13 protein-coding genes are annotated in these 19,968 nt (G+C 46.5%); 7 read left to right on the top strand and 6 right to left on the bottom strand.

The annotated features are described in order from the left end of the window. Nucleotides 1-75 precede the first annotated feature (75 nt). On the bottom strand, nucleotides 76-957 hold the full coding sequence (locus AC3A14_RS11090; protein WP_318699397.1) for an ABC transporter permease: 882 nt from the start codon (nucleotides 955-957) through the stop codon (nucleotides 76-78). A 3-nt stretch (nucleotides 958-960) separates the two neighbouring features. Beyond that, a complete protein-coding gene (locus AC3A14_RS11095) occupies nucleotides 961-1,155 on the bottom strand; it encodes a heavy-metal-associated domain-containing protein (protein WP_271945204.1) in 195 nt (64 codons plus the stop codon). A gap of 168 nt (nucleotides 1,156-1,323) precedes the next feature. Here AC3A14_RS11095 and AC3A14_RS11100 point away from each other — a divergent pair, with 168 nt between their 5' ends. Further along, a complete protein-coding gene (locus tag AC3A14_RS11100; RefSeq protein ID WP_318734119.1) occupies nucleotides 1,324-3,237 on the top strand; it encodes a transketolase C-terminal domain-containing protein in 1,914 nt (637 codons plus the stop codon). A gap of 161 nt (nucleotides 3,238-3,398) precedes the next feature. Here AC3A14_RS11100 and AC3A14_RS11105 read toward each other — a convergent pair whose 3' ends face one another. Beyond that, nucleotides 3,399-5,642 carry a lytic transglycosylase domain-containing protein gene (locus tag AC3A14_RS11105; protein ID WP_318734117.1) on the bottom strand — a complete coding sequence of 748 codons (2,244 nt, stop codon included), beginning with the start codon at nucleotides 5,640-5,642 and terminating at the stop codon, nucleotides 3,399-3,401. A gap of 497 nt (nucleotides 5,643-6,139) precedes the next feature. On the opposite strand from AC3A14_RS11105, the gene AC3A14_RS11110 reads away from it, so the two are divergent. The 3 genes from AC3A14_RS11110 to AC3A14_RS11120 all read left to right on the top strand — a co-directional run bounded on the left by AC3A14_RS11110 (nucleotide 6,140) and on the right by AC3A14_RS11120 (nucleotide 9,450). Then, complete coding sequence (locus AC3A14_RS11110; protein ID WP_318734115.1) at nucleotides 6,140-7,615, top strand: leucyl aminopeptidase; 1,476 nt, start codon at nucleotides 6,140-6,142, stop codon at nucleotides 7,613-7,615. Nucleotides 7,616-7,678: 63 nt separating this feature from the next. After that, entirely contained in the window at nucleotides 7,679-8,782 is a 1,104-nt protein-coding gene (locus tag AC3A14_RS11115; RefSeq protein ID WP_318699401.1) for an AAA family ATPase, read from the top strand. An 11-nt stretch (nucleotides 8,783-8,793) separates the two neighbouring features. Further along, the gene (locus AC3A14_RS11120; protein WP_318699402.1) at nucleotides 8,794-9,450 is read left to right on the top strand and encodes a DUF3226 domain-containing protein; all 657 of its coding nucleotides are present in this window, start codon (nucleotides 8,794-8,796) and stop codon (nucleotides 9,448-9,450) included. Between the two features lie 53 nt (nucleotides 9,451-9,503). On the opposite strand, the gene AC3A14_RS11125 is transcribed toward AC3A14_RS11120, so the two are convergent. Further along, on the bottom strand, nucleotides 9,504-12,701 hold the full coding sequence (locus tag AC3A14_RS11125) for an efflux RND transporter permease subunit (protein ID WP_318734114.1): 3,198 nt from the start codon (nucleotides 12,699-12,701) through the stop codon (nucleotides 9,504-9,506). A 121-nt stretch (nucleotides 12,702-12,822) separates the two neighbouring features. Continuing rightward, nucleotides 12,823-14,325 (bottom strand): efflux RND transporter periplasmic adaptor subunit, encoded by a 1,503-nt coding sequence (locus tag AC3A14_RS11130; RefSeq protein WP_318734112.1) that lies wholly within the window; start codon nucleotides 14,323-14,325, stop codon nucleotides 12,823-12,825. A 215-nt stretch (nucleotides 14,326-14,540) separates the two neighbouring features. Here AC3A14_RS11130 and AC3A14_RS11135 point away from each other — a divergent pair, with 215 nt between their 5' ends. After that, nucleotides 14,541-15,611: an ABC transporter permease gene (locus tag AC3A14_RS11135; RefSeq protein WP_318734109.1), complete on the top strand. Its 1,071-nt coding sequence runs from the start codon at nucleotides 14,541-14,543 to the stop codon at nucleotides 15,609-15,611. Nucleotides 15,612-15,667: 56 nt separating this feature from the next. Here AC3A14_RS11135 and AC3A14_RS11140 read toward each other — a convergent pair whose 3' ends face one another. Continuing rightward, on the bottom strand, nucleotides 15,668-16,411 hold the full coding sequence (locus AC3A14_RS11140; protein WP_318734106.1) for a phosphorylase family protein: 744 nt from the start codon (nucleotides 16,409-16,411) through the stop codon (nucleotides 15,668-15,670). Between the two features lie 96 nt (nucleotides 16,412-16,507). On the opposite strand from AC3A14_RS11140, the gene AC3A14_RS11145 reads away from it, so the two are divergent. Further along, nucleotides 16,508-16,843, top strand: a complete 336-nt coding sequence (locus AC3A14_RS11145; protein WP_318699408.1) for a hypothetical protein — start codon at nucleotides 16,508-16,510, stop codon at nucleotides 16,841-16,843. 70 nt (nucleotides 16,844-16,913) lie between these two features. Next, a complete protein-coding gene (locus AC3A14_RS11150) occupies nucleotides 16,914-19,652 on the top strand; it encodes an efflux RND transporter permease subunit (RefSeq protein ID WP_318734104.1) in 2,739 nt (912 codons plus the stop codon). The last annotated feature ends 316 nt before the right edge of the window (nucleotides 19,653-19,968 follow it).

The raw sequence follows: 19,968 nt of genomic DNA on the forward strand, positions 1-19,968 counted from the left end.
CTTGAATTCGTCGATTTGAATTATATTAAGCTATTTTCTTGGCTTTATCCAAGAAAATAACTAATAATTAATTATTCACGTCTGATTGCGTAACTTCGGGTTCACCCACTCATTCAAGCCTTCACCTACTAAGGATAACCCCACTACCATCAACGTCATCGCCATGCCTGGGAAAAGAGCAGTCCACCAAATGCCTGTGGGTAGAACTTCTAGAGCTAATCTGAGATCGTGTCCCCATTCTGGAATTTCTTCGGGTAACCCTAAACCGAGAAATCCTAAACCCCCTAATGTCATAATCGCATCGGCTCCATTGAGGGTAAATAATACGGGCACGCTTTGAATCACATTGAGAAATAAATAGCGGGTTAAAATGCGCCAAGTTGAGGCTCCCATGGCTTGTGCGGCTTCCACGTAGAGTTCCGTTTTGACGCTGATGGTGTGGTTGCGAACGACACGATAATATTGGGGTACATAGGCTATACTGAGGGCGATCGCCGCATTCAGTATTCCTCTCCCCACCACAAACGCCAATGTAATCGACAGCAATAAGCCCGGCAACGTATAAAGGGTATCCATGGCGAATAGCACGACGCGATCGAACTTACCGCCCTTATAACCACTCACCAACCCTAGAGGAACACCCACCATAATACTCAGGAGCGTGGCTAAAATCACTACTTTCCAAGCGGCTTGCGCTCCAAACAAGGTACGAGAAAATACATCATAGCCCAACCGGGTTGTACCAAACCAATATTGGGCAGAAGGCGGTGCTTGGGGCGGGTTCATCAGCGCTTCTGTAGGATCTTGCAACCATCCCCAAGCCTGGAAAGCTGGAGCAAATAAGGCAACAATCAAGAAAAAGAAGGTCACGATTATCCCGATCGCCATTAACCGCATAGACAGATTCGGCGATCGCCCCACCAACCGCGAAAACCATCCAGACTTAACAGAAGCCATAATTTACGCTACGGTATGGCCAGCCGCCGTAATTGCGCCATGGATCTCCTGCTCTGACGATCCTGTTTCCACCGTCACCGCTTTCGTTTCCAAGACAATATTCACTTGGGCGCTACTGTCTGTTTTGGCGATCGCCTTCTTCACCGTATCCACACAACCCTCACACACCATCGACGGAACCTTAAACTCCAACTTCATAACTCAACCCTTACATTACTCAACCCTAATATTGTGTCATCCCCCGTCCCAGCAAGCAATCTCCCCATTCCCTATTCCCCATCGCCCCATCCCCCTATCCCCCCATCCCCTTTCCTGGTACTCTAGTGTCCGACTGGCCCTTAATTCAATTCAACTAAAAAAATCCTTATGACCATTATCGCCGACAACTTCGCTATTGATATCAATAGCTACAAAGCCCTCACCCTCGATCCCAGCCAACCCCAACTCACCGACGAACAACGGGAAGCGCTCAAATACAACATTCAACTCTGTCGCGATACCCTCATCTTCTTCACCGCAACCGGTGCAGCCAGAGGTGTCGGCGGACACACAGGTGGTCCCTACGACACCGTACCCGAAGTCATGATTCTCGATGCCTTCTTCCGGGGAGCGCCTGATAAATTTGTCCCCATCTTCTTCGATGAAGCCGGACACCGCGTCGGAACCCAGTACCTCATGTCCGTCCTCAATGGAGACATGCCAGCAGAAAAACTGCTCCACTATCGCGAAGCCCATCACCACCTCCCCGGACACCCCGAACTCGGTTTAACTCCCGGTGTAAAATTTAGTTCTGGGCGTTTAGGTCATATGTGGCCCTACGTTAACGGAGTTGCCCTAGCAAACCCAGGTAAAACAGTCTTCTGTCTTGGTTCTGATGGTTCCCAGCAAGAAGGAAACGACGCAGAAGCTGCCCGGCTAGCCGTCGCCCAATACATCAATGTCAAACTGATTATTGATGATAATGATGTCACCATTGCCGGCAATCCATCTAAGTATTTACCGGGCTTTAACGTTGCCCAAACCCTTGCCGGTCATGGCGTAAAGATTCTCGAAGGCAACGGAGAAGACATTGATGATCTTTACAGTCGTCTCTGCGAAGCCATCAATACTCCTGGCCCCGTTGCAGTGATTAACAAGCGTCCCATGTGTCCTGGTATCGAAGGACTCGAAGGATCGAATCACGGTCATGATGTCATTTCCTTAAAATTTGCACTGCAATATTTAGAACAACGGGGTCATACCGCCGCAGTTGAATACCTCAAGGCTATTGAAAAACCTTCACAAAGCTATACTTTCCTCGGTTCGAGTGACAAAGTTGGCTCGAACCGGAATGTCTTTGGAGAATCTGTAGTGGCGATTCTCGGACGCATGAGTGAAGAAGAGCGCAAACAAAACGTTCTCTGTGTTGATAGCGACTTAGAAGGCTCCTGTGGCTTAAACAAAATCCATGCAGCTCATCCCGAAATTTTTGTCAGTGGCGGCATTATGGAGCGGGGTAACCTCTCGGCTGCGGCTGGCTTTGGCATGGAGAAAGGCAAGCAAGGAATTTTTGCTACCTTTAGCGCCTTTCTGGAGATGTGCATCTCTGAAATTACCATGGCTCGCCTCAATTATTCTAATCTCCTCTGTCATTTCTCCCACGCGGGAATTGATGACATGGCAGACAATACCTGTCACTTCGGCATCAATAATCTGTTTGCCGATAATGGGTTAGATGATGGCTATGAAACCAGGGTTTATTTCCCAGCCGATGCCGGACAAATGAAGGCTTGCGTGGAAGCTGTCTTCCCTCAACCCGGACTGCGGTTTATTTTCTCCACTCGTTCTAAAGTTCCCTTCTTACTCGATAGCGAAGGTAAGGAACTCTATGGTGAAGGTTACACCTTTACCCCTGGCAAAGATGAAGTGATTCGCGAAGGAACTGCCGGTTATATTGTCAGCTTTGGGGATGGTCTCTATCGCGCTCTAGATGCGGTTGAACGGTTGAAGCAAGACGGCATTGATGTGGGTTTAATTAATAAATCAACTCTCAATGTAATCGATGAAGAGATGATGACCAAAGTGGGAAATGCTCCCTTTGTCTTGGTGGTTGAATCTTTTAACCGCAAAACGGGTTTAGGTAGCCGGTTTGGTTCCTGGTTACTGGAACGGGGATTAACACCGAAGTTTGCTTATTTGGGCGTGCATAAGGAAGGATGCGGTGGACTGTGGGAACAGTTCCCCTATCAAGGTATTGACCCCGTTGGCATTATGGATAAGGTTAAGGTGTTAGTCGGTTAATTCTGAGCGCCAATTGGCATAGAAACCGGGTTTCTGCAAGAAACCCGGTTTCTCGACACATCAATTGAGTTTATTTTTTCCGAAAGTTTTGAGAGTTGGTGAGCTACGCAACAAACGCCATGTAATCCCAAAGCGTTGTATCCAGTTAAAATATCCTTCACTTAGTTAATCTTTTCCATTTTTTGGATAATTTCTGGATTATACAAACGCAGATAATTCCAGTAATTTCCAAATACAGATTTGACATAGCCATAGGTTTCAGGAAAGGGTATTTTTTCCACAAATTCATCAGGATCGCGGAAACCGAAACGGTTCAGCCAATCGGCTACATTCCCTGGACCAGCATTGTAACTCGCTACAGCCAACAAGGAATTATTGCTATACTCGCTGTGGGTATAGTCTAAATACCAGGTTCCCAACTTTATATTATCATTCGGATTGTCCAACTGATAACTGGCAAGATTGATTTTACCGGCGATCCATTCCCCAGTTTCTGGCATCACTTGCATTAATCCAGTAGCGCCAACGATGGATTGAATTTGGGGCATAAATCGAGATTCTTGGCGAATTAGAGCCGTGACTAAAAGGGGATTGAGTTGCCGATCTTTTGACCAACTTTCAATGGATTCTAGATAGGGAAAAGGATAGAGGGCTTGCCAATAGGCGAGTTGTTGACGGAGCATTTGATATTGTTTTTGCTCTTCAGGATCGTCCCGCCATGCCAGGCTATTGAGCATGAAGATTCCGTCTAAATAATCGCCAACTTGCAAGCGCAGAATACCATCAGTAAACTGCTGGGCAACAGTGGGTTCCATCAAGTTAGTAAATTCGACTTGCCACAGCATCCAAGCCTCTCGATCTTGTCCCAGTTGATGAAGTTCTTTCAGGGTTTCAGAACCGGCGGGTAATAGGGGGCGAGGGATGCTATATTCTACGTCGGGTTCGAGATAGCGAACGCTGGTAAAGTCGCCCACATTCCATCCGAGCATGAGAGCCGATCGCCAGGCATAGTAGGATTCAGGGTAGCGCTGTAGCACATATTCAAAGGTAGCTTTGGCATCCCGCTCCCTGCCCAGTTTTTTCGCCCATTTCCCTACCCAAAAGGCGGCTTCGGGAGCGTACTCTGTCTCTGGGTTTTCTACGGTGATTTCCTGGGCAAGTCTCCAGGCTTGCAGTAAGTTACCCTTGTCGGCGGCATCTTCGGCTTGTTGCCATCTGAGTTTGGCTGCTTCTTCTGATTGACTATATTGGGTTAAAATCGACTGCCGCGCCTGTTTTGCAGATTGGGAACTTTTGAGCGCGTCTAACACTTTGCCTTGTTCTACCAGAGCGGCGGCGGCTTTGTGGGGAAACCGATCAATGACAATATTCAGATACTCTTGTGCGGGTTGCAGATCGACTAACCGGGAAAGATGAATTAAGCCTTGGGCAGTTTCTTTCTCATTGGGGTAACTACTATACAAGAATTTATAGGCGGCGATCGCTTCTTGGGTTTTGCCTCCAAGGTGCAACCCTCTTGCCGCCCGATATCGGTTTTTGGGTGTGGGAGGCGCTTTGGCATAGGCTGCACCGGCTTTGCCATACTCAATTTTTTCCCAATAACCAAAGGCGATAATTTCCCAATCTTCAGGGGTAAGTTGGGCGCTGTGGGTTTGGGTGAGGCGATCTAGAAGTTCAGTATAGTCAGGTTTGTAGAGAGCATGTTTAGCCAGCAGGCGCAATAGGGGCAACGAGTTGGGATTCGTCGCCAGTTGATTCGCCGCCATTTCTACGGTGCGGGGATGGGCAGGAAATTTGGCGATCGCCTCTTCCCACAGTTTAGGATTCGTTTTGCCTAACTCATAGAGGGCTTCAGCCGCCACAGGATGATTGGGATGGGTAGTAAAAATCTTTTGCCACGTCGCTGCGGCTTGCGTGGTTTCCCCTAATTGGGCATAGGCTTGGGCGCGTTGAGAAAGAATATGAGCGGCTAGGAGAGGATAACGGGTTTCTAAATTCTCTAAAGTGGCGATCGCCTCTTGGGGTTGATTTTGAGCCAACCGATCCATCGCCAATAGATAGCGAGCGCGAGGATGTTCTGGATGACTCGGTTGTTGGCTCATCGCTTCCAGATAGGGTTGGCGCTCAGTCGGCGAAAGTTTCACCAACTGGGCAATTTTGGATTGCTGTACTTGAGTCGGGTTAAGCTGAAACGTTGGTTTTTCAGACGGAACTTCGGGTAGCCAAGAGCTCACTTCATCAGCGATTTGGCGATCCAGATGGGTTTGATGGAGGATCGCCCCCCCAACAATTGCCCCTAGACTGACTCCGGCGATCGAGAAAATGAGAGGAAGATTAGATTTAGGGTTAGACATGATTGGGGTAGAAATAGCGATCGGGTTAGGAGACGAACGGAACCGGGGCATAGGTTTCAGCCAGCATAAAAGATTAGCTTTACGCTGTATATTCCCCGATCTTAATCGCAAATTTACATCCGTGCCGATCTTACACTCACACTAGAGCGATTAATGCTTACCCAGAGGATTGGTTATATAGCCTTTCTTTATTGCATGAAGTATAGCCCTCACCCCCAACGCTCGCTTTCACTGGAGAGAGGCTATTTCTAGAACTCATGGAAGAAGCAAGCCAACAAGCGATTGCTAACGAAATAACTCTAGAATTTCTAGAGTCATTTCTCGATCGTGAAAACCAACAGAATTGTAATTGACATCAAGATTGTAGTCAGCGCTTTGATATTCTCTGACTCTACGGCAAGGACAGCTTTTAGAGAAGCTAAAGCGATCGGCAAATGCGAATTATATGATTGCAATTTCTCCTGGTTAGGATAGTCTAAGGCATAGTCTAAGGCTCGCTACCCCACTATACTAAGTAAAAGGAAACGGTACACTTATTATCAATAACGATGGAATTCAAACCTACAGATACGCCACGGTTAGATTGGACGGGGGATGCGCTTGCCCTGGGCTTTTTTGAGGATGCGGTAGAACTGAGTGCGGATCTAGGACAACTGGATGAGAAGCTAGACGGCGCTCTGGCTGAGTTCATTGAAGATGCAGAGTTTAAGGGTAAAGACGGCAGTACAATATTTACTCGCTTAGGGAAAAAATACCCGATCCGCAAACTGATTTTGCTGGGCTTGGGGAAAGCGGAAAAGCTGAGTGTAGAAACTCTGCGTCAAGGAGGAGCATCGGCAGCTAAGTTGGCACAAAAGGAACGCTGCCAAAGTTTAGGTCTTAGTTTTCCCCTGTTGAATGACGATCGCCACTTAACCGCTCAGGCGATCGCCGAAGGAATTGAGTTAGGCTTACATCAGGATAATCGCTTTAAGTCAGAACCAGAGGAGAAACCCCCAGAGTTGCAAACGGTGGCGCTGTTGGGGTTAGGCGGTACAGAAGCGGCTCTAGAAAAAGCCACCATTATCTGTTCTGGGGTGATTTTAGCACGGGAATTGGTGGCAGCTCCCGCCAATGAGGTAACACCAATTACTTTAGCAGAAACAGCACAGGCGATTGCCTCCGAATATGGCTTAGAGCTGGAAATTTTAGGGCAAAAAGAATGTGAAGAACAGGGAATGGGAGCATTTTTGGGGGTTGCCCAAGCCTCCGATCTTCCCCCTCAATTTATCCATCTCACCTATAAACCCCAAGGTACACCGCGCCGCAAGTTAGCCATCGTCGGTAAAGGCTTAACCTTTGACTCGGGTGGCTTGAATATCAAAGCGGGTGCGGGGAGTAGCATCGAGATGATGAAAACCGACATGGGAGGTGCAGGAGCCACATTAGGTGCAGCCAAGGCGATCGCCCAATTAAAACCCGATGTTGAAGTTCATTTTATCTCAGCAGCGACCGAAAATATGATTAGCGGTCATGCCATGCATCCGGGGGATATTCTCAAAGCTTCCAATGGCAAAACCATTGAGGTCAATAATACGGATGCCGAAGGTCGTCTTACGTTAGCAGATGCCTTGGTGTTTGCCGAAAAACTGGGTGTGGAGGCGATCGTCGATCTCGCCACCTTAACCGGAGCTTGTGTTGTCGCTTTGGGCAATAAAATTGGTGGGTTATGGACAGCCGATGATACCCTAGCCGCCGACTTTATCAACAGCTCCGAACTTGCCGGAGAACAGTTTTGGCGGATGCCCTTAGAAGAGACCTATTTTGATAGCATGAAATCCGTCGTTGCTGATATGAAAAACGCCGGTTCAAGGGCAGGCGGTTCAATTTCTGCGGCCCTATTTTTGAAGCAGTTTATCAAGGAAACTCCTTGGATACATTTAGATATTGCCGGCCCCGTTTGGACAGATAAAGATTACCGCTACCATAGCGCGGGTGCAACCGGTTTCCCCGTTCGCTCCTTGGTGAATTGGGTTTTAAGTTAACCTGATGTTTAGGGGTTGGATGCGTCCAATCCCTAATTGGAGTGTATTTCCTCGGTTGATATCATGCTGAAATCGTTTTATATCAAGAATTTTAGAATATTTCGCGAACTGCAAATTAAATCCTTAAGTCGTGTCAATCTGATTGTTGGGAAAAATAATGTTGGCAAAAGTACGTTTTTAGAAGCAATCCGTATTTATGCCAGCAGAGTGTCTCAAGATGTACTTTTTGAATTGATAGATGGACGGCAAGAAAACTGGTTTAAAGAAAAGCCGCTAGACATGAAAAACTTAACCTTAGAAAATCTGCGTCACTTGTTTTTTAAACATCAATTACCAGAAATAGGTGAGGAAGGAATTTTGCTTTCAGAAGCACCTTACATAAAGGAATTCCATATTAAATTAATGCCATACCAAGTACAACAAGAACAAGGAGTTCTGAGAAAAGTTCCAGTTGATCTTGATTCCCTAAAATCTGATGGAGAAATTCCAGATGTTTTTTCTTCTATTGTTGTTCATGAGGAAGGTAAAAATCTTCGACTTATTGACCTGAAGGTTTTTGAAAACAAACTTTTCTCAATACCTCTAAAGGATAATACTGTTTCTTGTCAATCTATACCAATGAAGAAAAAACGAGATCATAGCATTGCTCAATTATGGGATGCAACTAGCTTAACCCCTTTAAAATCAGAAGTAATTTCCGGCTTGAATTTAATTGAGCCTAGAATTTCAGACATCTCCTTTGTACAGCCGAATGGAAATCAAAGTGGTTCTATACGAATTCCTTTGGTAAAACTTGAAGGAATTGATGAACCTTTACCCATGAAAACTTTGGGAGATGGGGTTAATCATTTATTGGAAATTTTACTTTGTCTTGTGAATAGCAAAAATGGATGCTTACTGATTGACGAATTAGAAAATGGGTTGCATTGGACAGTTCAGTCTAAAGTTTGGGAAGTTATTTTTCAGATTGCAGAAAAACTCAATATTCAAGTATTCGCCACAACTCACAGTTATGATTGCGTGAAAAGTTTTGGGAAAATTTGGAACCAGTATCCAGAGTCAGGATCGGTGTTTCGTCTAGAGTCTAAACAGGACAACATTAAAGCAACTGAATATACTTTAGAACAATTAATGGATTCTCTAGAATCAGAAATTTATATTCGTTAAGCAATACTCCTATGTCCGATCCTTGCAAACAAGATCTCAACTCTTCTGAAATCAAAAAAATCTTACTTGTAGAAGGCAATAATGATTGTCATATCGTGATGGCATTGTGTAAAAAACAGAGTGTTTCTAATAACTTTAGGATTCATGATTGTGAAGGTATTGATCTAGCCTTGAAAAATTTGAATTCCTTGATTATTCGCCCAGATACTCCAGAAGTGATAGGTACGGTTTTAGATGCGGATAAATCAATCATGACTCAGTGGAATCGTATACAGAAAAAGTTGCAAGATTATGATTACAATTTTCCTCAAAATCCGACGATAAATGGCACAATTATTCAAGGTTACGAAGATAAGCCTAAATTAGGGTTTTGGCTAATGCCAAATAATATTGATGAGGGTATTGTAGAAGATCTTTGTATTAAATTAGTTCCGCTAGATTGGAAGGATACCTTCCGATTTGCCCAAGAATGTGTTGCTGAAGCTAAAAATCGTAAATTGACAGACTTTAAAGACCAGCATTATCGTAAAGCGGAGCTTTGTACTTATTTAGCTTGGCGAGATGAACCCGGTTTTCCTCCAGGAAAAGCGATAGGCGCAAAAAAATTGAATGCTGACGCTGAGTTAGCCAAGCATTTTACAGATTGGTTAAAACAACTTTTTGGTTAAAGGAAAGTTAGTGTAGGGTGCGATCGCGAAACCGCAGGGCACCCTACTATGGCTTAATTGAATTGGCTCTTTTTCACTTCGGAAGAGAGTGCCAGGCGAGGTCGTTGAGAGGGTTTGCCTTGAACTAAACGCAATAACCAACGACTGAAACCATGAACATAGGTAAATAAGGTCGGTACAACCACCAAGGTTAATAACGTTGCTGTTGTCATACCGCCAATTACCGAGATAGCCATAGGCGATCGCATTTGAGCGCCTGCTCCTAACCCTAAAGCAATGGGGGTCATCCCAGCAATGGTCGAGAACGTCGTCATAAAAATGGGTCGCAGACGAGAGATCCCAGAAGCAATTAAGGCCGGTTTTAAGGAGATTCCTTGCTCGCGCATATTAGCCAAGGCACAATCGACCAACAGAATTGCATTTTTAGTCACCAATCCCATAAGCAGCACAATCCCAATTAGGGCATAGAATGCCAATTCTTTTTGGGTAATCATCAAAGCCAGTAAGGCTCCACCCACAGATAGGGGAAGAGCAACCATGATCGTAATGGGATAGAGAAAATTGTTATACAACAGAACTAAAATAGCGTATATTCCCAGAATTCCCAGGCCTAGAGCAGTGGCAAATCGAGAAAAAATATCGATCATAATCTCCACATCCCCAGAGGGTTGTTGCTGAACTTCGGGGGGCAAATTAGTTTCTAACCACTCATTAATCGGTTCCATGGCTTGCCCCAGGGAAATCCCTTGTAAATTGCCAGTTAGGGAAACTTGACGCAGGCGGTCAAAGCGGTCAATTTGGGAAGGACCGCTACCAATATGAATATCAGCGACTGCCATCAGAGGAACTACCCCCCCATTTTGACTGGGGACGCGCAAATTCCGCAGAGTTTCTATATCATTGCGCTCTTCAGTGCCAATTTGTATGCGAATGGGAATTTGGCGATCGGGGAGATTAAACTTAGCTAGGTTAGCATCATTATCACCAATCGTGGCTAAAGAGGCGGTACGGGCGATCGCCTCCACCGATACACCCAAATCTGCTGCCCGCTCTGGATCTGGAGTAATCAACAACTCAGGTTTCACCAAGCTGGCACTAGAAGTAACCTCTACTAATCCTGAAATCCCACGCATAAAGCTCTCTAACTCATCTGCCGTACTCTTGAGCAATTCTGGAGTTTCACTGCTGAGAACCACTGAGACATCAGTGGCATTTCCAGCCGCTCCTGCCGCTTGGAAAGTCACCCGCGCTCCCGGAATTTCTACAAACTTCTGGCGCATCTGTTGCTCAAACTCTTTCTGGGAAATTCCCCGCACTTCTGGAGGTAAAAGATTCACAGTGATTAAGGCTTCATTAATGCCAGAGTCTCCTTCCCCTGCACTAGCTAGGGCACTTCTAAAGGCTGGGTGATCTTGGAGCATCTCAGTGGTTGTCTGCATCACCTGGTCCGTTAAACTCAAAGGAGAGCCAGGAGGCAACTTAATAGTTACCCGACTTAAACCCCGGTCATATCCTCCAAATAATCCTGTGGGAATCAAGGGAATCAGTTGCATCGATCCAACAAAGAAAGCTACTGCAATCATTAAAGTAACGATGCGATGGGATAGGGCCCAGCCTAGGAGTCTGCGATAGGGATGAAATGTACGTTGACCCCAACGAAACCCTCGATGAGTTAATTCTGAATTCAGGTGATAGGAGGGTGTATCTGGGTTCTGTTCTTTCAGCAATGAAGTTTCTTCTACTTTTTTCCCTTTTAACAGATAAGCGGCCAACATAGGGGTCATAGTCGTCGCCACCAGAGTAGAAAACAAGGTGGCTACTGAAACCGTGATGCCAAAGGGTCGGAAAAATTTACCCGGAATCCCTCCCATAAAGGCCACTGGGACAAAGACTGCGACAATAGTGGCAGTTGTGGCTAAGACCGCTAAACCAATTTCATTGGCTGCATCTAAGGCGGCTTGGAAGGGTCGCTTACCCATCTGAATGTGCTGACTGATATTTTCAATCATACAGATGGCATCATCGACCAGGTTTCCCATCGCTAGAGCAAACCCCAGTAAGGTCATATCATTGAGCGTATACCCTAGAGAACGCAAAACGATAAAAGTGGGAATAATCGATAGAGGCAAGGCAAAGGCGGTAATCAGCGTACCCCGCCAATCTCTTAAAAATATGCCCACCGTAACCACAGTTAGGAGAGAGCCTACAACTAGGGCATCAATGGAGGCTTGATAGGAGAGGCGAATATAGTCGGCGTTGGTGAAGATCAGCTCCAGTTGAATATCTTCAGGCAGAGTTTCTTGCAGTTGGGCTACTTTTTTCTGCACTCCTTCTTCTACACTGACTAGGGTAGAGCCACTACTGCGCCACACGGAAAAGCCCACTACGGGGGTTTGCTGAACATCCGGATTATCTTTGATAGTTAAGCGGGAAACTTGACGGGGTTCAGCAAATCCATTGTTAACTTCTCCTAGGCTGGTGAGGGGGATATCCTCGCCATTGGGGAGAACAATACGATAGGTTTTGAGGGTCTCTAGGGTGGCAGCACTCCCTAGGGTGCGAATGCTTTTTTCTGTGCCTCCAGTTTGCGATCGCCCTCCAGGGAGGTTGATGTTAAAGTCGCGGATTTGCTGGTTGACTTCGCTGGCAGTAATTCCCAGGGCTTGCAGACGGGTGGGGTTGAGGTCGATACGAATTTCTTCGTCAACTCCACCAATACGGTCTACTCTGGCGACACCAGGAACAGAGAGTAGGTCACGAGTGATGTCGCGATCTACCAGATCGCTCAGTTCTGCGACAGAGCGCTGGGGCGAAGTAACGGCATAACCGATCACCGATTCACCCAGAAAATCAATTTTTTGAACAATGGGGTCTTCGATATCTTGGGGTAGGCTTTGCCGAATTTGGGCGATCGCATTGCGAACGTCGTTGGTTGCTGTATCGCTGTTGGTTTCCAGCTCAAACATAATCCTAGTACTTGACTCACCATCGGTTACTGTTGAGCGAAGCTCATCGACTCCTTCTATAGAGGCTATGGCATCTTCAACTTTTTTGGTCACTTCGGTTTCCAGTTCTGTTGGCCCGGCTCCGGGTTGGACAATGGTCACAGAAACAAAGGGGACATCAATATTGGGATTTTCATCAATACCCAATTGGGTAAAGGAAAACATGCCCACGATCGCTAAAATCAGGAAGACGACGAGGGTGGGAACAGGCTTGTGTATTGACCAGGAGGAGATTTTGAAAGACATTTTTGTTTAAAGGCAAGAGAGGGGAAAGGCAATAGGCAATAGGTGGAATAGGAAGCAGGGTATGGGCAATAATCTTCCCTGTGTCTGGGTGTCCCCGCGTCCACCTGTCAGGAGCATCTCACTAATTGACAGTAGGATTCAGGACACTGCTGTCTACGACACGGACGATATCACCTTCGCTGATAAATCCTGCACCGAGGACGACGATACGATCGCCTAAATTCAGACCTTGTTTAATTTCGACATTGGTAGAATCTCCCCCTAGGGGGGAACCCACTTCTACCGTGCGGGCGATCGCCCGATCGTTTTCATCAACTTGATAAATCAGGGCGCTACCATCAGCTTGGGGTTGAACCGCTTGCGCGGGAACCACCAGTCCTTGCAACGTTTGCGCGGTAATACTCGCTTGTAAAAACATCCCCGGTCGCAAGAGGGTAGAGGACGGAAGGTCAATCTTCACCGTTGCTTGGCGAGTATTAGCATCAACCAGGGGAGCCACTTCCCGAATCGTACCCTTGATATCGATCCGACTATCAGCATCCGAGGTTAAGGTAACTGGGGCCCCAATGTTCGCCTGACTCAGTTGGGTTTCAGGGATTTTCAGTTCTAATTCTAGAGCGCCTTGGTTGATAATCCGAAAGAGGGGGGTCTCTCGATTAGCCAAATCTCCCACCCGTGCGCTACGTTCGCTGACCCTACCACTCGATGGTGCGGTAACCTGGGTTTGGGCAAGATAGGTTTTCTGTTGTTCTACCCTCGCTTGTTGACTTTGTAGTTGGGCTAAAGCCGTATTTACATTCGCGGTCATACTGCCGATAGTGGCTTGGGCACTATTCACATTGGCGGTTGCACTACTGATTCTAGCTTCAGCGCTATTCAGATTTGCCTTAGCCACTTGCACCGCTTCCCGAGCATTCTTAGCCCTTGTGCGGCTTAAATCCACTTCTTGGGTGCTAATGGCTCCTTCTGCGGCAAGGGTTTCGGATCGCTGCAAATCCCGTTCTGTCTGTTCGAGTTCTGCTTGGGCTTGGGCTAAAGAGGCGATCGCCTGTTGCTTGCCCGCTTGAGCTTCTGCTTTCGCCGCCAATGCTCCCTGTAGAGCTGATTTGGCTTGTTCCACTGCCGCTTGCCGCTCTTGTACTACAGCGCGACTCGCTTCTACATCTGCCTGGACTTGGCGGATTTGGGTTTGCAAAACCGAATCATCTAATACCACCATCAATTGCCCTTTTTCTACCCAATCCCCTTCATCGACTAGCACTTGGCGGATTTGTAAATCCATCACTTCGGGTAGCACGGGTAACAGGTCATACGCATCTACTGTCCCAGTTGCCGTGAATGTGCTGGGTATTTTCGTTGATTCTACCGTGGCTAGAGTAACTGTTTGCACAGGATCGGCCGATTGAGAAGTAGTTACCGGTTGGACAGGGGTTGGTTCAGAGCGGTTGAGGGTATTGAAGACATAAGTTGCCAACGCACCTACTGCTAGGCCAATACCTAAACCCAACAGCAACCCAGGCTTTCTGCTCCCATTCTGAGGATCTATGCTTTCAGTCGTTTGAGTGTCTTGGGGTTCAGTTGGTTTGGGTGAATTGTCGATCTCACTGAGTGGCTGTTGACTCATGTATCCCTCCGATGTGGACGCTTTGGGTCTAGGCGTTAGCATTGCCTAGGGTCTAGTAATCTTTATCTCTTCTTTATAGTATTACGCATTGTAAAGCATGTGGGACAAACTCTTTGGCTCCATCTATTTTTGATCGATACTTTACAGTTAATATAGCCATCCTCTTGGGTCAATCCATGGCACAATAGGAAATCCAGAGTTGAAGAGGTACAGCCGTGGATTGGTGGCAGAAACTGAGCAAAAATCCCCTTGCTCAGGTGGGAGCAGTGATTCTGATAATATTCTATATTGTGGTGCTCGGTGCGGGTTTTTTTGCCCCTTACAGTCCCTATAGTTCCCAACTTGATGGCTCTCTTTTACCACCTACGCCTATTGAGTGGTTGAATGAGCAAGGGCAATTGTCGCCGCGTGTCTATCCGGTAACCCAGGGAGCGACAGATTTAGATACAGGCGATCGCCCCCTGATTATAGACCGGAGTCGTCCCTCACCTCTACGTCTGTTTGTCCAGGGAGATGACTATAAAATACTGGGTATCATTCCCGCGAATCTCCATCTTTTTGGAACACAAGGAGAAGGACGGCTCAATCTCTTGGGCACAGATCGGCAAGCGAGAGACCAGTTCAGTCGTCTTCTCTGGGGCGGTCAAATTAGCCTCAGTATCGGTTTAGTGGGAATTTTGATTTCTTTTCCCCTAGGGATGCTCGTGGGCGGTATATCGGGTTATTTTGGCGGTTGGACAGATGCGATTTTGATGCGACTGGTGGAGGTGCTAATGACCATTCCCGGTATTTATCTATTGGTTGCCCTAGCTGCGGTGATTCCGCCCCAACTCACCAGCGCTCAACGGTTTCTCCTGATTGTCATTATTACTTCTTTTATCAGTTGGTCGGGATTGGCACGGGTGATTCGAGGTCAAGTCCTATCGATTAAAGAGCAACAATTTGTACAAGCGGCGAAGGCGATGGGAGCTAATCCGGTTTATATTATTGTTCGCCATGTCTTGCCCCAAACGGCGACCTATGTGATTATTTCCGCAACTCTGGCTATTCCTGGGTTTATTGTGGCTGAATCGGTTTTAAGTCTGATTGGCTTGGGGATTCAAGAACCCGATCCCTCTTGGGGAAATTTATTATCTGCGGGGACGAATGCCTCGATTTTAGTCTTGCAACCTTGGTTAGTTTGGCCTCCTGCGATCTTGATTATTTTAACAGTTCTCTCGTTTAATCTTTTGGGGGATGGGTTGCGCGATGCCCTCGATCCGAGGAGTTTACGGGAGTTTAATTAAGGGGGAATAGGGAATGGGGAATAGGAAAACCGGATTTTTAGTCGCCCCGATCGCCGTTAGGTATCTTTATAGAGTTGAATCACGATCGCAGAGAGAATGGGCAATGATTTGAGCGATCCGTGAATGAGGTTCATGGCATTCAGGGGATGTTTGAGCATTTGTAGGGCAAGGGGAATGGGGGCAAGTTGACCTTGGGCGTTTATGGCATCATTGAGATTAGGCAGGTCTTGATTGTGGCGATCGCCAATTACCCGCACCATTCCCACAGCAATGCCTGCGCTCTGTAAAGTTTTTAAAATCGCAAATCCTTCCATATCGACAACCGAAGCCTGGTAGGTTTGACCGAGGTTCTGTTTTTTAGTTGCTTGAGTAATAATATGACTGCTGGTTAAGCCAGTTACGGGTTGGGTATGGGGAGTGAGTCGATCACTCAGGAATTCAGTTAAGGCGCGATCGCACTCTAGACTCTGTAGAGGTTGTTCTGGAGCTAAATTACAGCATTGTTGATACACAACCACATCACCCACTCGGTGTTGAGCAGATAAACTACCCGCTAATCCCAGGACAAGAAGAGTTGGGCGATCGGGTATAATTTCTGTAATCCACTGTTGTAAATACTTGCTGACGGGTTCACTTCCCATGGGAATGGGATAGACACTTGGCAACGGAGAGGATAAAGGCAAAGCACCCATACCTCGACGAACAGCATGATATTCAGCCCCTTGAGGGACTAAAATTACAGTCGGTGATGAGAATTTAGGGCTGGCGATCCGATCCAAGGTATCTATTCTCAGTTGCAACGGCGGAAATGGCGATCGATGGGGAACTTAGAGCATGTCCCAAACTTCGATACTGCCCAGCTATTTTAATTGATTGAGGATTCAAGGAAAAGAGTAATGATGGATTCATGGAAAAAGGGGTTAGCAACCCTGATCGGTTTAGGATGTTTAGGGATAACTCCCCTCACCAGAGCGCAGTCAACTCCAACCCCAACGCCTCATGTCTATCCCGAAGACGCAGTGAATGAGATTCTAAAGAACTGTCGTGAAGAAACTGAGACGTTTTTACCTCCCGATTTAATTGAACCCTTATGTGAATGCGTACTCACTGAGTTTCAAGCTCAATTCAGTCATGGTGACTATCAAAAGCTGATTGCTGAAGCGGAGAAAAAAAGAGAAGATCCTCCTCAATTCCTAGAAATTGGGCAACAGTGTGCCGTTCAATTATTTTAAGATAAGGTTTGAGTCTTTTTAATGTTAGCGTCCCCATGATTTGGGGATTTTTTATGGGCACTTCAGGGGTATGGCTGTGAATGAAGGGAAAGGAAGATCGTCAAAAGGGACAAAACGCCAGCAGAAATGGCGGGAGCGGTTAAATATTTCTCGCTGGGCGATCGCCACCCCCCGCATCACGCTGGGATTTTGGATCGCGGTAATGGTAGCGGGGATTTTTGCGTTTAGTTCCCTCAAGTATGCTCTTTTTCCGGATATTACGTTTCCGGTGGTGGTGGTTCATGCTTCTGCTCCTTTATCTACCCCTTTAGATATAGAAGCTGAACTAACGGAACCGATTGAAACTCAACTGCAAGATCTCCCTGGATTAAATCATAGCCGCTCTTTAGTTTATCCCGGACAAACGGTGGTGAATGGCATTTTTGAAGTGGGGGTGAATTTGGAGGCGATCGCGCCCCAATTGGAAACCGATTTAAACCAATTGTCCCTACCCCAGGACACAAAAGTTGAGGTCATTCCTCTCAATTTAAATGAGTCGAGCGTAATTAGTTATGCTATCCTCAGCCAAACCCTTTCTTTGGAAACGTTGCGTGAAGTCGCGGTATCCTCTTTTGTTCCGGAATTATCCGCCGTCGAGGGAGTATTACGGGTAGATATATGGGGAGATGGTTTAGATCGCAACCGGGAAACCCTACCCAATCCTCAATTAGAAGAGGTTTTGGCGACCCAACATCCCCCAACGTTAGTACGATTTAATGGGGAAAATGCTCTGGCGTTGAGTGTGGTAAAGCGCCGCAATGCGAATACGTTGGATGTGGTGAATCGCATTGAGGATGAAGTTGCCCAATTACAGGAGAATCACACAGATTTACAGTTAGTTTTAGCTGATACGGACGCAGAATATATTCAAGAAGCGACACAATCGACTATTGATGCGTTATTTTTGGCGATCGCCTTAGCGGTATTGGTGATTTTTGCCTTTCTCTGGAATATCCCTGCCACGCTGATCGCGGCTTTAGCCATTCCTATTTCCCTGTTAGCGACGTTTATTGTGATGGCAATTTATGGGTTTAATCTCGAAACGATTACCCTGTTGGCGTTAGCCTTGGTGATTGGGATTATTGTCGATGATGCGATTGTCGAGATTGAAAATATTGCTCGCCATGTAGAATTAGGAAAATCTCCGTTAAAAGCGGCGATCGCGGCTACGAATGAAATTGGTTTAACGGTAGCTGCCTCTACCCTTACCATTGTTGCCGTTTTCCTCCCGGTTGCCTTTATGGGAGGCACAGTTGGACAGTTTTTTAAACCCTTTGGCTTAACCATTTCCGCAGCCACGATCGCCTCTTTGTTCGTGGCTCGCACTCTCACGCCGATTTTAGCCGTAGATTGGCTCAAACGAGAAAAAACGTTTCAACAGAAGCCTGTTCGCCGATATGGGGTTTCTCGCGCCTATGGTCAGCTCTTGGGATGGTGTTTACACCATCGATGGATAGTTGTGAGTATTGCCCTCTTCAGTTTCATCGCTGGGATTGCCCTAATTCCTTTTATTCCCAAGGGTTTTATCCCTCAACTCGATCGCGGGGAGTTTAACATCGTCTATACCTCAGAACTGCCGAAATTTAGCGCTCCTCCCTCCACGGAAACATCCGAAGATCGGGGATCGTTCAGTTGGTTAGCGAGTCTTGTTCAATCTCCCGAACCGATTCTTTTACGCAAGTCTCGCAACGTGGCGGAAGAGTTGGAGGAAGTGGTGTTGAGTCTTCCGGATGTGGAAAGAGTCTATACCATCATGGGGTTGCGGGGAGAAGCAAATAAGGGAAAGATGCGGGTGATGTTGAAGGGCGATCGCCAGTTAAGCACGTTAGAAATGCAGCAACACCTACGGGAAGAACTCCCAAAAATCCCTAGAGTCACCCTCAGCGTGGAAGATATCCAATTTGTAGATACGGTAGATCAAAAGCCCGTGCAAGTGATGTTAGCGGGAGAGAATTTAGTAGAGCTAAATCAAGCCGCGCAAAGATTTCAAGAGCGTTTAGCGCAACTGGCTGGATTAGCCGATTTAGAGGTTACCGAAACTGGAGTCCGTCAATCGGGAGATATTCCTGAGCGCATCGATCGCTACCAGGGAGAGCGGGTGACGATCTTCAGTGCCAATTTAACGGATGGAGCGGCGATCGGCAATATTAGCGATGAAATCATCGAAATTGCTGATACTATACTCCCAGAAAATATCCGCCTCATTATTGGTGGAGAAGGGGCATCCAGTAGCGAAGTATTGGGCAGTTTTGGCACAACTTTAACGTTTTCAATTCTTTCCATGCTCTTGCTCCTTTGGCTCTTATTTGGTCGTCTAGAAGAACCCATTGTTGTCGGTTTATGTCTCCCTTTATCCATTGTCGGAGCGATGTTAGCCTTACTCATTACCCAAAGTGATTTTGGTATGATTTCCCTCTTGGGCTTAATCTTTCTTCTGGGACTTTTAGATAAAAATGCTCTGCTTTTAATGGACTATGCCAACCAATTGCGCCAGAAAGGAATCGATCGCTATACAGCTTTATTAGAAACCGGAAAAGTGCGCCTCAGACCGATTTTAATGACGACTGGCTCGACTTTGTTAGGAATGCTCCCCATTGCCCTTGGATTTGGCGCAGGCGCAGAATTACGCCAACCCATGGCAGTTGCAATTATGGGGGGATTAATTACGTCTACTTTATTAAGTTTAATTGTTGTCCCCGTTTTGTATACGTTACTCGAAGATGCTTGGAAATGGATGATTCAGAAATTAACCATGATTACCGCTCCCTGAGAGAAGTCGAAAGGAATAGAGTCCAAAAACTGTGTTTTTCTACCATTCCCAGTCACGGCACTATACTATACTGGGTTTCGCAATTTTTAAGAGAAAATTATGACTCGTTTTGTCCACGATCGGTTGGCTAAAGAATACAGCGCTTTGCGCTGTAACGGAGTACAGTATCATTGAGATAAGTCATTGCGAAGGTCACGCAAGTGGAATGAAGCAATCGCAAAATCCCCAAATCTTGGCGATTGCTTCCCTGCGGTCGCAATGACAACTCGAATCTACGATCAACAATGTACCTCATAGCAGCGCTTCGCGCTGTATC

Source organism: Roseofilum sp. (assembly GCF_982964205.1).